This is a genomic window from Paenisporosarcina sp. P4_D4, from assembly GCF_056401835.1.
This window is the reverse complement of the sequence record NZ_JBFUIO010000063.1, coordinates 1-14,041: the sequence shown is the minus strand read 5'-3', so window position 1 is coordinate 14,041 and position 14,041 is coordinate 1. Positions and strand designations below refer to the sequence as shown.

Sequence of the window (14,041 nt, the reverse complement as noted above, 5' to 3'; positions counted from 1 at the left end):
ATGCTAGTCCGCCTCCCTTTCTTGGTTAGATTTGAACCCACCACTCGTTGTGAAACCGTTTGCACAAATAAATCGAAAGCACTTACATATCACATTTGAAAGAAGGAGATTCTAGCTGAATTTATGCATTGATTAATATATGCAAGCGTTTGCAATACATGTAAAATTTTACTTTAAATCTAGGTAAACGGCAACTTAAAGTTAGAAGATTCAGAATAATAACTTGAGATTAGAGAGCTAAATAAAGTGGCTTGCAATGGCTATTTGAACAAATACCCCATTTAAGAAAAAGATGTCCTTCTCCTCCTTGACTTTAGTCACTGAGAAAAAGGACACCTTCTTATCGTTTATTCATTAAATATAAATCGTTTCGAAATAGTGGTTTCAATTATCGATTCATCGAGCTAAATTTGGTGAATGCAAACAGTTCTTCAGTTTCCTCGATATACGTTCTGGAACTCACTGTTTAACCCTACTACTAGCCATCAATCCAATAGCTTTCTCGCTTTATTTAACTTATTACTGTGCATTTCAATCTTATTGATAATCTCGTTCCTAAGGTTAGGACAGACAGCCCCATTTAACAACGCTTTCTGATAAAACAAACAACACCTGCGCCAAAACATTACCACGCGCATCATCCCCTAATCCCGTATACATTGTAAATATCATAGAATAAATTAAGAAATATTTATGTGGTTAAATAGAATCGTTTTATCAATTTATAGTTATGTTCTTTGGATTAGGAGATATGACTAAATAACCTACATGAACAATTTAAAGTACTTCTCCTCACGGTTCGTCAAGTAGAATGTACTAGAGAGATGTTCAATCCTTATTGTTTGTCGAAGCTGCCTCCAAAAGGAAATCGCCTATTTGGTCTCTGTATTTTGCGACCGTTGCGGATGAAACATCAAAATAAGTAGCGAGTTCTTTCATCGTTGAATAAACAGGACCCACCAGCCCGAAGTCATATGCCACTTGAATAGCACCAGCAGCCACAGCTTCCGGTTTCTTTGCTTTGACGCCATGTTCCAACAAAAAGGCACTCAGCAGTTTTTCGACCATTTCTTTGTCGTGACTGTGCTGATCCATATATTGTGCAGCCATATGCATGATTCTACTTTGGAAAGGCGTGAAGGAAAACAGAGATTCGACGTGACCGAATGACGCGTATAAATCTAGATAGTCTACGTCTTTCGCTTTCATTTTTCCTACCAGTTGTTCAACTAAAGAAGATCGGCTTTTCGGTATGAACACAATACCACTCGTTCCGACTAGACCTCGCTCACCTTCTCGTGGATCAAGCAAGACAATGCCAAATAACCACTCACCAATGACGGAGTTCAATCCTCCACCTGGCAATGTATAGTCCTCTTTACTTAACGAGTCACGCACAACCAATCGGTCTCCTTGTACACCCGTCACTTCGCCGAGGAGCAAGAAAGGATGTTTCCAATCCGTCAACACATCAATTACTTGTTGTCTGCGCTGCTTCGTGATTTGCTTCTCTACAAAGCTCGTCCATAATTCCGATTGCTCCAGATAATAGTAACTATCCATAGCGATGGCTTCGATTAATTCCGGTTCAAAAATCGAACGAAGCTCTGACATCCATTTCCGTACACGCACGTCCAGCTCACCATAAGTACGCGGACCGAGCCCCTCGTTCGCAAAACCTTCCATTATGCGTTCGAGTTCACCATCTACCACATCTGATAGATTGATGACATTCGTCTTGCCACAACATTTCTTATATTTTAGCCCGCTTCCACAAGGACAGGCATCATTTCTTCCTACCATAATAGGTCACCCTTTTCTTACTCATTCTACTAATAAGGGTAACATATGTGTTTGTTTAGATACAATTGAGGTAGAAGCATGGATAATACAGAATTTTATTGTTGTCTCGTTAATTAAAAACTCCTCATCTTACTTCGTTTAACAATACTATTGACTGAGTTTAATTCTTCGAGAGGTGTAACATCTTCTCTTTTCGTATTTTGTCACGTAAAGCCGAAATCTTTCAATTTCCTGGATCAAAAAAATAACTCGTGATTTTCGACCAATGTGTTTCTTCCTGCACTTCTGTTACATCAATTAAGATTTTCACTCTAGTGTAAAGAGTAAATTTKTATGAGACAAACGTTCAAAACACTGATTGGAACGGATTTTATGGATGCCCTACAATGTGGCTACCTAGGAATAACCCTAATGTGCACATTGGCAAGGCAGCTCAAAAATGGACAATTTTAATAAAGTGTTAAATCAGTTTGAACCAATGATTCATGCATGTTTACGCAAGCTCCGTATTTATAAAAATCATGATGCGTTCATACAAGCCGGGCGTATTGGGCTTTGGCAGGCGTGGAAACGCTATGACAAGACTAAAGGAGACTTTGCACCTTTTGCCTATCGAAGTATTTATGGAAGTTTACTGGATGAATTGAAAAAAGCGACGACCGAAGAATTGCTTATGCCAGCAGAAGATCATACGCTGGAGCTTTTATTGAACCAACCCGTTTTGGTATCGGAAAATTGGGAGCAATTGAGTGAAGCCTTGTCTCGGTTGCAGCCCCATGAACAACAGCTTATTCATTTGTTATACATGATCGGGAGTTCACAGGACGAAGTGGCCAAGCATTTAGGGATTACGAAAGCTGGAGTCAAAAAAAGAAGAGAGCGTACTTTGGCTAAACTAAAACAACTGATGACAACATAAACCTGCTTTCAACCTTCAACGAGGTTCTATTATAAACCTGTCATCCAACAATGTGGATGCAAGAGTTTTGAGTAGAGCCTCAATCTTTAATTCGTCATGCAAATGGTTGTAGCACAAGTTTGCTTCATCATAAAAGGAATAGGAGACAACTTTTATTTTTCAGCAAATTGGCAATCGGTAAACCACGCTATGCATGTTGGATGTATTTATGAGTAAATTATGTGATTATTCATCGGTGGGTGGTGAATCTCTTCGTATGTAAGGTTTCTTTTGTCGGTGGATAAAGCGATAAGTATCTAAGGTGAAGTGGAGTCTTTGCTGTTGTTTCAAAAGGATGTGTTTGGAAACATGGACGGTAATGGACATCCCATTTGGAAACGTCACCAGACATTTCCCCTTTTCAAACTCTTCTACGACGAAGGGGTGGTTGAACAGCCAGACACAATCTTGACGTTGATAGGACATCGTCGGAAATGCGCCGATTTCCGTCGGTTCGATGAGGATTGGCGTTTTATTGGGATATTTCATAAAAATCCTCGTCGCCTGCATCCGGCCTTCCATTGTAGAAGCATATCGAATGCATGCATTATTCAGTAATTCATGAACAGTCATTTTAGAATAATATGTCCCGTGAGTTGTCACGATTTTTGATTTATACTTCCCTGTAAATACAGGCTCAAGCAATAAGGCTTGATTGTCGATTAAATTAGAATCACAGTTTCTCAGAATAAATTCTCCTTTGCGTCTCCTATAGTTAAATTCTACTAAATTACCAGATAATTGTATAGTGTAAATTAACTGAATTATTAATTTTAATCAGATTATTTTATATTCTGTGAGGTCTTTTTTTCTTAGATAGGTACCTTTGTTTCCCGTTGAAAAGTACCACCCCTTCGAAAATTAATTCTATTTCATTTTATTTCACATAAAATGACTAAAAAGCAAACTATGAAAGCGGTGATAAATTGAGTAAGAACAACKGTTTCCAACCTTTTTCAAATGAGTCTTCCAATTGCTTCAAACCATTTATCAGTGCCAGTCCCATCACTTCATTTCATCCGGTTCCGCGTTACCCACATATTGATGAAACAGCATTTATTAGCCCATTTTCCAGTGTGATCGGTGATGTTGTCATTCAAGATAACGTCTATATTGCTCCAAATGTTAGTATCCGTGCGGATGATGGAACACCTTTTCATATTGGGTCTAATGTCAATATTCAGGACGGCGTCATTTTACATGGTTTATTAAATAAACATTATTTGGTGGGAAATCACAGCTATTCGATTTTCATTGGAAATGAAGTCACAATTGCACATGGATCACTTGTCCACGGGCCTTGTTTCATTGGAAATAACGTATTTGTTGGATTCAGGGCCATGGTTTATAATGCCATCGTCGAAGAAGGAGCCTTCCTATCTTACGATGCGATTGTAACCAACGGTGTAAGAATTCCACCAAATCGATTCGTACCACCCGGAGCGCATATTGATACGCAAGAAAAAGCAAATATGCTTTCACAAGTACCAAAGGACAGCGAAGAATTTGCAATGGAAGTGCAGCGTGTGAACCAAGAATTCCCATCTTCTTATCATCTACTATTCGGGACAAATCGTTGTTCATGTGGGCTTGCCTATACCCATTGAGTGACATGTATTTTAGTATTGGTATTAGAAAAAGGTGCCCTATTCCCCATGACTTCAGTCAGAGGGAAAGGGCACCTTTTATCGATTATTCTCCAAGTTTAAACCGTTCCAATAAAATAGATTCTGTTTTAGAGTTTTCGAGCTTAAATTTAGTGAATGCATATAGTTCTTCTGTTTCCTCTACATAAACTAGACGATCAACCTTGCCATAAGCGCGCAATGAAGAAGTGGGGTCGAATGTACCGTATTTATAAACGGAAATCACTGCCGAGCGATCAGCAAGATACATGTCCTTTCCTGCTTCATCAAACGTCATCGTAGTAAATGGAGTGGCCAGTTTGCCGAGTGGTGCCAGATCTTCGGAAGGCACGTCGCTTGATGCGTAAGCTGTACCATTACCATTGTAAATCACCTTGCCGTCAGGGGTCATTTGGACAAAGCCCCTTAAGTTCATGGTGTCAAAGAATCGAGGCACCATAGTTTCCTTCTTGATTTTTCCATCAATTAAACTAAACGTTTCCATTTTCCCGGTATAATGCGAACTAGCAACCGTATAGATTTTGTTTTGGGTCGGTGACAGTTCAATCAATTGTTGCGGGAAAATATTCGCAGATGAAAGATGTTCTGACGTTTGCCAGTTATACGTATGAATCTCTGAACTTATGCCTTGGTCAGAGCCAGATGAAATAATCAGCGTTTCCTCATCATCTACAGCTATGTCAAAAGGATCAATGTTTACGTTTACTTCTTTCAGCAATGAAAGATTATCAGCATCGTACACATTGATGAGTCCTTTTTGCGTCTCGATGAAGTTATACGGACTTCTTGCTTGGATTAGCTGCGTAACAAAAATTTTGCCATTTTTAATAACAAGCTTTTCGGCAGGATGTGTCAGTTCCACAACCTTTTTGGCTTCCGTTTTCACGTTTAACATGATGAGTGATTTTGACTTCGCGTCGATATAGTAAATAATCGGCTTGTCCGGATTTTTCACCATATCTACGATTGTTGATTCCACGGTCAAATCAACGATGGAATGTGCTGGTTTTCCTGTGGACGGACGGAAATTCGGTTTCATCGTTCGTGCCAGGAAAGCAGAAAATTGTGCACGGTCAATCGGTTGTGATGGACGGAAGGTTCCATCTTCATAGCCAACGGTGATATTGTTGGCTGCTAATGATCCTATGTATGGATGTGCCCATGAATCAGCAGAGACATCTTTGAATCCAGGCTGAAACTCCCCTTCCAGCTCATACGCATTGCCTAACACTTTAGCCATCTCGGCTCTCGTAATATTACCATTCGGATCAAAATATTTTGTACTTTTACCATTAATAATCCCCGCACTCACCGCCACAGCAATTTCTTTATAACCGAAACTAGATTGCATGACATCATGGAATCCTGGATCTTTTAAGTTCCATACATTCTCCGGCATGCCAATTGAACGCATGATCATCACAACCGCTTGTGCACGTGTAAGTTTCACGGATGGACGGAATGTGCCATCTTTGTAACCATTGATTACTTTTAGTTGAGTCAGATATTCAATTTCTTTCTTGAAACTAGAAACATCAGGAAATCCTGCTGCTTTGGCTGATTTGGATGGATAAATAAATATCGAAAGACTTAATGACATTGCCATCAAGACAAGTAATAACTTTTTCAATGAAAACTCCCTCTCTTATTAAACTCAATTCATTATAAAGGGAGTACAAGACATTTACTCGTTTCCATTGGCCTATTTTGGTAATATAAACCGTCATAACAATTGCTATATATAAGAACATGCAGAAGTGTCACGAGTGCCATGGTACTAAGCCACATGAGTCATGCCATCACAAAAGCCTTTTTTAATGAAAATTTCCTTTTCATACCTTTTAATTTCATATATAAATTAATTTAGATTAGCCTATTTGGAGGAGATTGAATGACGAAGATATCTGCTCTGCAGCATTTACTGTGACCTTTCGAGAAAATCTGGAATTGGTTGAACGAAAGAATCTGCTTTGGTTAAATTCAAAAACAAAAACAGAAAGCACTAGGTGATTATACCCACGCTTCCTGCTTTTTAATTAATCCACCTGAAGCATACATTGGAAACCGCACAGTCACAGTTGTACCTTGATTCACTGCACTCTGGAATCGAATTGTTCCTTTGTATTTTTCAACAATGTTAAAGCAGATCATGAGTCCGAGTCCGGTCCCTTTACTTTTTAATGAGTAAAATGGAGTACCCAAGGCTTGTACCTGCTCTTCTGACATGCCAAAACCTTCATCAATTACTTTTATAATAATTTCATTGTTTTTTTGCTCTGCCCTGATGACAACAAAATCATCATTAGTAGAAACTTCAACTGCATTTTTCACTAAGTTCATGAATAATTGTTTAAATTCAATGGTATTGGCCGTTATGTATAGGTCTTCATCCACTTGCAAGTCGATCTTATTTTGATGGTAAAGTCCATAGGACATGAGCAAACCGGTCACACTTTGCAAGGCATCACGGACATTTACGGTTTCCATGTGTTGATGTTCATCCGGTTTTGCGATGGCCAAAAATTGGGATAAAACATGTTCCGCCGTCTTCAGCTCATCAATCATCAAAGATAAGTGCGATTTCCCTTCCTTGCTGAAAGAGTTGTTCGTTTCATAAAACTGTAATAATCCCTTTACTACCGTCAAAGGGTTTCGTATTTCATGTGCGACTGCGGCTGCTAATTGGCCGGTTGTTTTCAGTTTTTCTGATTGCTGTAATCTCTCATAATACATTTGCTGTTTTTTGATTCTTTGAGAAGTTAAATGAAAAATGAAATAGAGAATGACTTGTGTCCCCATGAAATTATTAATATTCCCGAATACGTCCAACTTGATATGCGCAAACTCATTTCCTTGGTCGAAGAAAATAATATAAATGAACGTCAACGTAATCAACAGGAAATTGATGACAAAAGTGAAATAAAACAGCTTYGAATCGAAAAACAAGATCGAAAACGCCGGAATAAAACATAGCAACGTAAAAGACGACCATGTATCAGGATATAAAAAGAAAAGCATGTACAAATAAATAGACGCGATTGTAATAATGATTTTTCTAAAAAAATGGCTTTCATACTTCGGATAGATAAACAAACCCGCTGACAATAATACGACTAATGAACTATGAAAAATGTATCCAGGGTCCGTTCCTATAGATCTCGGATTGAAGAACAAAACTCCAATCACCATCAGAAGGGTGGCAACAAATGCGGTGAGGTAATATAGTTTTTGGTTTCTATCTTGTTTAATATGCTTCACGGATACACACCTTTTATTTTCATTAATACTTCAATTAGTCTATTATACTCTTTATGAGACTATTTCGACTATATATTCTAGCAATAAATGCCTATTGCTCCTCTCTCTCAAAGATTAGCTCGAAGGTTTCTTGGTGTGCTGATTATGCTTTGTAAATGTAAGAGGACTATAAAAATAAACTCCCGCCAATCAGATTGTAACAAGATTAGGGGGTAGCTTATTCATTCAATTCATTCAACAATTATTATTATTGTAGGAAGAAGATTATTAAACTTATCCCCGTATCGTATTAACTGACCAATTCCTATCCAATAAATTAAAAGAATTGATACTAACGCAATAATACCGTTCTCAATCCATATTGAGAAAAAAATATTATGCATTGAAATTCCATATAATTCACTAAAGCTTCCTGGTCCAATTCCAAAAATAAAATTGTTTGAAATACTTTCAATACCATTTTGATATATCAAAATTCTTGAATTGTCTATGTCATCTCCTAGTAATCTACTTAGCTTTTGCGCAGAAACGAGAGAAAATTTTGTAATGATGGGAATTAATTTTATTTAAAAAAATTTATAGTTTATAAAAAATAGCCGTCCAAATGAATGGAACCGCACTGTGGGCGTCTGCTCTTACTACATTTTTAACAGGAAAATAATGGGGGATTTTGAATGAAGCGTTCAGATAATAAGAAGAAGAAAAAATGGCCTTGGGTTGTTGGTATTGTACTGTTATTAAGTGGCGCTTATCTTTTAAACGTGTATATGAGTTTCACATCAACTTTGAAAGACATTCATAGTCCAATCGATCGCGAAGTTTCTGATATGCGAGAGAACGAAATCAAACTAGAAGAAAAAGACCCATTTTCAGTGTTGATGCTTGGTGTGGATGAGCGTGAGGGTGATGCAGGCCGTTCGGATACCATCATCGTCATGACAGTCAATCCAACTGACAAGTCTTCAAAAATGGTGAGTATTCCTCGTGATACTTATACAGAAATTATCGGAAGAGACAGCAAGGATAAAATCAATCATGCCTATGCTTTTGGCGGAATCGAAATGTCGTTAGCAACTGTAGAGAATCTTTTGGACATTCCAATTGACTATGTTGTACAAGTGAATATGGAAGGTTTTGAAGATATAGTCGATGCAGTAGGTGGCGTAAGTGTAGACAACACACTTGATTTCTCTGTAGATTCTTATGATTTCCCCGTTGGCAATCTCACGTTGAATGGAGAAGAAGCATTGTCGTATGTGCGTATGCGCTATGAAGATCCATCTGGAGATTTCGGTCGCCAACACCGTCAGAAGCAAGTCATACAAGCAGTTTTGAAAGAAGGGGCATCAGTCAAAAGTCTAGTAAACTATCGAAGTATCTTTAATGCACTAGGCTCGAACGTTCAAACTAATATGACGTTTGATGAAATGATAGATGTTCAGAAAAATTATCGTGATGCAATAGGAACAGTTGATCAACTATATTTTGAAAAGGGTACGGGTGGTAAAATAAACGGAGTCTGGTATTACCATATGAACGAAGCTGAACTTGCTGAAAAGCAGGATTTCTTGAAAGAGCATTTGGAAATTAAATAAATTCATTACGCCCCACCCTTAAGTTATTGGGTAGGGTTTTTACATATTATGGTAAGTTGTAAATGTAAAAAAGATTCTCCCAAGCAACCACCTTGGGAGAATCTTTCTGAGATTATTTAAACTTTTTGAATTTCCACTTCTTCGATTTTCTGTCGTAGTAAGCTACTTCAATCTCTAGCTTCTTACCTTTAGTTGTCGTGATGAAGAAAACTCCAAAACGTATTTGTAGCTGAAATCCTAAATTATTTTATTCACTTATAAATCATAATCTGAACTGTTTTTAACACAGTTACCTGCATTGGAGCAATTTTTTATGCCGCATACTCCCGACAACACCCTTTGCCCACCGTCTTTCTTCTCATCTCCAACTTGTCGTACCACTAGTCTACATATATCCGATCTGCCTCTTTGAATGTAAAAAACTGCCGGTGCTGCAATTTGGTTAAGTAATAAGCTGGTAACTCTTTCACGCTCAAGCACCTTGCCTTCGCCGCCCACTGATTCCCGTCAATCAACCGAAAAAATTCCGGTCGCATCCGCACGACGATGATTGGTCTCGTCAAATACGCTTTCGGAATGCACTCTTCATCCAAATTATCTGAATCAGATTCAGAATTTGGAGGATTCACTTTAACAGTCGAAAGCTCTACCTAAGGTTGGTCACTCCCCGTGCTAGATAGACCCTTTCGACCTTCGCTATATTCAGCATCTACTTTGAAGTACGTCCAAAATCTCGCCCAGTAACTCTGATTGAAATGTTCAGGTACTTTGATTTCGCGTTTTGAATACGCAAGGTCAGAGTGGAAGATCGTACAATTCCATCTTCTTTTACATCGTAAACCATCCACTATGTGGAGGAAGTTTGAATCACCTGGTCCTCGTTTTGTTTTCTCAACCAGTAACGCAGACTATCCATGGAGAATGCTTGTTCTTTAAACTACGCTTTTTCTGACATCTCAATCACTTCTTACTGATGGATTTGTTCTGTCCACATCGCCTTTAGTTCTTCTAGTTTCAATGAAATCCTCCCAAGATATCGTTTGAGAGAATTATCTCATGATGAAATGTTCACTTGAAGGTGGGGACTATTTGAGGCTTACTCATATGCAATTGAAGTTTATAATCATAATAACTTTTACACAGATACCCGTTTTTTATTCTTCGCACAGGCACCTGATTTTTCAAGAAGCCACCCAGGATAACTAATAAGTAATATTTGCATGTGAACGAAAAAAAGCATAAAAAGTATAAATATCATAATTATTCACCAAAAATCTTATCCGAAATTATCATAGGTGGCTCCACTTATTTTATGACAATTTACAGCAACGATAAATTATGCAGTTTCCACCTTGAAAAATCCATTCATTTCAACTTAGCAGTAATTCTTCATGCAATTGTCGTGTATAATCTGAATAGTTTTTTGCACAGGTACCCGATTAAATTATCACTTTTATAACAACCTTAGTCTTATCTCCTTACATACTTGCTGTGTTATTAAAATTCAGGTTTCTATATATCTAATTAATAAGATATAATTAAAACTAGTTTTTGTAAAAGGAGTACGAACATGGAAAAAATTATTTTTGACACCAGCCTTATATTTGCTATTATAGCCATCAACATGACGGTTATTGGACTGACTTCATTGGCGGAAATGAAAAATGTCGTGGGTATAGACTATGGGAAGTTTTTATTGAGGAAATATAAGATTTGGGGATTTATTCGTGTTTATTACCTTTTGATTGTTTTTGCCCTTATTAACGTGGCTTCCCTGTTTCTGATTATTGTGCCGAACTATAATTTCAGGTTGTTACATTTTTGGTCGCTGATAGTGTCATTGATTTTTGCTATTTACTATTTCTTTACCTATATAATCGTCGAGAGTAAAAGGGTGAAAAAGCAGATTTATGAACAAGAAATCTTGGGGCTTTACTATAACAGTAACGAGCCTACGACCTACGGACCGGATATCATTTCAAAGGTCAATGATGGATCGAGAACCCATAAAAAAATGTCTAGCAATATCATCCATTACTTCAATACATATTCTAGCGATAGCAACGAAGCTTTCGCAGAACTTTTCGGTCCAAAATCCATTATTTATAAATATTCGAAATTACTGAATCGAAAACGTCACCGTAAATATAAAATACCAGTACCTTATATCTATAGAGAAAGTATTGGTAAAACAAAAGAATTATCACATGAATTCTTTCAAATGTACCGTTACTCGGAAATACAAGATCGTTGGCTGCTAGAAGCACTCAGTATATTTGATAATACCCATAAGTATCCAAGCTTTGACTATATCCGTCTTACCAACTTGACTCGGGTAATTGGGCAAATCAATACATTCGGTACTTCATCGAATCTATATAAGCATAAATTCCTTGAACACCTTTTTATTTACTATAAGAAAGCAGTGTTTCACAAGCCTCCAGATAACCTTCCTATAAATACCAAGATGGAAATCGAAAATCTCGCAATTTATCTAACGAACGAATATTACACTTTAATTTTCTTTGCATATCACAATAATAAAAATCAATTGACATTGCATACCATTGAACGACTTTTAAAGGAGATGATACTTGTTCGTGAAAGTTATATTATCTCTCCCAAATCACAACTCTCGCAACTGATTCCCCATGTTATTGCCATAAACAACGAGGAATTAAATGATTTATTCTCCACTCTATTAATTGAATATCAAGAACATCAGAAATTACATAAACAATTACCTTTTATCACCATCGATGAAGTTCAAATGCAAATCAGCTCTTTAGAAAAGATTAAGGTGACGTCTTCAACCCATATAAAGAACCAGCTCTTTGGAAAACGTCAAAAGTCAGATAATGATCTTACATTAATTGAAACGACATCTGAAAACAAATCCTAGTACCACAGTGTCAGAAACAAATGTCCCTAATTCGTGAGCGGCACGGGAAGGAAAGTGGAATGATACAACCACCATCTAAAGTGCCACTCATCAAAATTTTTTTAGATAATATTTGTAAGTTCAAAGAATGAAAAAGCAAATACATGATAAAAATCAAAATTGTTAACTAAAAAACTTCTCCGGAGTTGTCATGGGTGGCACCACTTAAATTATGACAATTTACATAGACGAGGAATTATGCAGTAATTAACTTGGAAAACCCTACTCTTACAACTCTTCTGAAATTCTATATACAGTTGTCGTAAATAATCTGATTTGTTTTTTGCACAGGTACCCGATTTAATTATTTATCAATTTTTAGACAGTACACGCTTTTCAATTCTAGTGGTAAAAGGGAGGGAATTTTATTACATTATTTATTGGTTATYGTACTAAAGATTACGTAATATTCATTACAGATACTCAAAGGAGCTATATCGATTCTCATACTGGAAAATTTATTGGCATTGAGTCAAGCAACGCAAGAAAAATATTCAAAATTACACCTAAAATTATAATTGCAACACAAGGTATTGAATGTCAGGGAGTAGTTAATTCCATAATTAATAATGTACACCCTAATTATTCTTTAAAGGAAATCATACTTTTATGCCAGAAAACCTTTAAATCTTTTAAAAAAGAATTTGATAAATCTAACCCAGAAAATAAACATGTAACTATTGAATTTTCACTTGGTGGAATTGATCCTACATCGGGAAGTACATTCATTTATTCTTTTCAAAGTAAAAATGATTTCGATTTGTCCCTTCATAACTTTGAAAGTGTTGTAAATGGAAGTGGTTCAGAATTAGCAGTTGAAGCTCTAGAAAATTCTATTCTGCCAAGTGATTGTAAAGACTCTTCTAATATTTTTAATAAAATAATCCAGGACGTATCAAATTCGGTAGACTTAGTTGGAAACTCTACATTAGAAGTAATTATTAACGAAGACAAGATACAAGAAATATATAGAAATTGTCATGGTAATCAATTAAATTTAAATAATATAGATTAATGACATAGTGGACATTAACTATATATATTTACATGTTTTCTTTTATATTAATAGTAAATTTAGGGGTGATTAATATAGAAATAGAAGAGGTGAAACGACTTTCTCCTACATCTACCGTATTAAGAGAATTGTATTTGAAGTCTGGTAATCAATGCGCGTTTCCTGATTGTAATGAAAGGATGATTCATACTGACGGAACTTTTATTGGTCAAGTTTGCCATATTGAAGCTGCTATGCCTGATGGTCAAAGATTTAATATTAATCAAAATAATGAAGACAGAAGAAAATTTAGTAACTTAATGCTAATGTGCTATAAACATCATAAAGTAACTGATAATATTAGTGAATATTCACTGGAAAGGTTACAACAGATTAAAAAATCACATGAAAGTAAATTTGAAGACATCGTAGAAAAACTTCACAAATCAGTTGAAGACCATACCAGTAAACAAATTAGTTTCTATCCTAAATCTCTAAGTAAAATAAATACTGTATTAAACTGGGGAAACAATCCTAATGAATTAAAAGATATGATAACCGAAGTAAATGAATGGATAGACAAGCTTAAGAAATTGACCCCAGATAACCGTAAAGTTTTTATCATTATGCTCCAGAGAGTAATGGGGAATACAAAAAAAGTTATACCTTTAAATGAGATACAAAGTGTAACAAATTTAGGTGCTAAAAATTTTCACGAACATTATTCGATTTTACATCGTTATGGATTTATAGGGATAGCAGAAGAAGACGAGGATTATAACTATAGTTATGTCTGCGATTTAAATGAATGGAATAGTGGATGGCCTTTTTGGGAGGATTTAATTG

General features: G+C 36.4%; 10 protein-coding genes. 5 read left to right on the top strand and 5 right to left on the bottom strand.

Annotated elements, in window-relative coordinates:
- Positions 1 to 828 precede the first annotated feature (828 nt).
- A complete protein-coding gene (locus AC1DSL_RS12685) occupies positions 829 to 1,803 on the bottom strand; it encodes a YecA family protein (RefSeq protein ID WP_477532442.1) in 975 nt (324 codons plus the stop codon).
- A 439-nt stretch (positions 1,804 to 2,242) separates the two neighbouring features.
- Between AC1DSL_RS12685 and AC1DSL_RS12680 the strand changes: the two genes are divergently transcribed.
- Positions 2,243 to 2,722 (top strand): sigma-70 family RNA polymerase sigma factor, encoded by a 480-nt coding sequence (locus AC1DSL_RS12680; protein WP_477532441.1) that lies wholly within the window; start codon positions 2,243 to 2,245, stop codon positions 2,720 to 2,722.
- Between the two features lie 225 nt (positions 2,723 to 2,947).
- On the opposite strand, the gene AC1DSL_RS12675 is transcribed toward AC1DSL_RS12680, so the two are convergent.
- Entirely contained in the window at positions 2,948 to 3,424 is a 477-nt protein-coding gene (locus AC1DSL_RS12675; RefSeq protein ID WP_477532444.1) for a competence protein ComK, read from the bottom strand.
- Positions 3,425 to 3,687: 263 nt separating this feature from the next.
- On the opposite strand from AC1DSL_RS12675, the gene AC1DSL_RS12670 reads away from it, so the two are divergent.
- The gene (locus AC1DSL_RS12670; RefSeq protein ID WP_477532440.1) at positions 3,688 to 4,368 is read left to right on the top strand and encodes an LbetaH domain-containing protein; all 681 of its coding nucleotides are present in this window, start codon (positions 3,688 to 3,690) and stop codon (positions 4,366 to 4,368) included.
- 85 nt (positions 4,369 to 4,453) lie between these two features.
- On the opposite strand, the gene AC1DSL_RS12665 is transcribed toward AC1DSL_RS12670, so the two are convergent.
- From AC1DSL_RS12665 to AC1DSL_RS12655, 3 genes are all read right to left on the bottom strand, one after another.
- Positions 4,454 to 6,037, bottom strand: a complete 1,584-nt coding sequence (locus tag AC1DSL_RS12665) for an S-layer homology domain-containing protein (RefSeq protein WP_477532439.1) — start codon at positions 6,035 to 6,037, stop codon at positions 4,454 to 4,456.
- A 380-nt stretch (positions 6,038 to 6,417) separates the two neighbouring features.
- Complete coding sequence (locus AC1DSL_RS12660; RefSeq protein ID WP_477532438.1) at positions 6,418 to 7,665, bottom strand: ATP-binding protein; 1,248 nt, start codon at positions 7,663 to 7,665, stop codon at positions 6,418 to 6,420.
- A 230-nt stretch (positions 7,666 to 7,895) separates the two neighbouring features.
- Positions 7,896 to 8,156, bottom strand: a complete 261-nt coding sequence (locus AC1DSL_RS12655; protein WP_477532443.1) for a hypothetical protein — start codon at positions 8,154 to 8,156, stop codon at positions 7,896 to 7,898.
- Between the two features lie 183 nt (positions 8,157 to 8,339).
- On the opposite strand from AC1DSL_RS12655, the gene AC1DSL_RS12650 reads away from it, so the two are divergent.
- The 3 genes from AC1DSL_RS12650 to AC1DSL_RS12640 all read left to right on the top strand — a co-directional run.
- Positions 8,340 to 9,260 (top strand): LCP family glycopolymer transferase, encoded by a 921-nt coding sequence (locus AC1DSL_RS12650; protein ID WP_477532437.1) that lies wholly within the window; start codon positions 8,340 to 8,342, stop codon positions 9,258 to 9,260.
- 1,570 nt (positions 9,261 to 10,830) lie between these two features.
- Positions 10,831 to 12,162, top strand: a complete 1,332-nt coding sequence (locus tag AC1DSL_RS12645) for a hypothetical protein (protein ID WP_477532436.1) — start codon at positions 10,831 to 10,833, stop codon at positions 12,160 to 12,162.
- Positions 12,163 to 13,350: 1,188 nt separating this feature from the next.
- On the top strand, positions 13,351 to 14,041 hold a 691-nt coding region (locus tag AC1DSL_RS12640; protein ID WP_477532435.1), incomplete at its 3' end, for a hypothetical protein.

Bases quoted from the DNA above. Each gene is read 5' to 3' on its own strand.
- AC1DSL_RS12650 (WP_477532437.1), top strand. From the start codon at position 8,340: ATGAAGCGTTCAGATAATAAGAAGAAGAAAAAATGGCCTTGGGTTGTT.
- AC1DSL_RS12685 (WP_477532442.1), bottom strand. From the start codon at position 1,803: ATGGTAGGAAGAAATGATGCCTGTCCTTGTGGAAGCGGGCTAAAATAT.
- AC1DSL_RS12680 (WP_477532441.1), top strand. From the start codon at position 2,243: ATGGACAATTTTAATAAAGTGTTAAATCAGTTTGAACCAATGATTCAT.
- AC1DSL_RS12645 (WP_477532436.1), top strand. From the start codon at position 10,831: ATGGAAAAAATTATTTTTGACACCAGCCTTATATTTGCTATTATAGCC.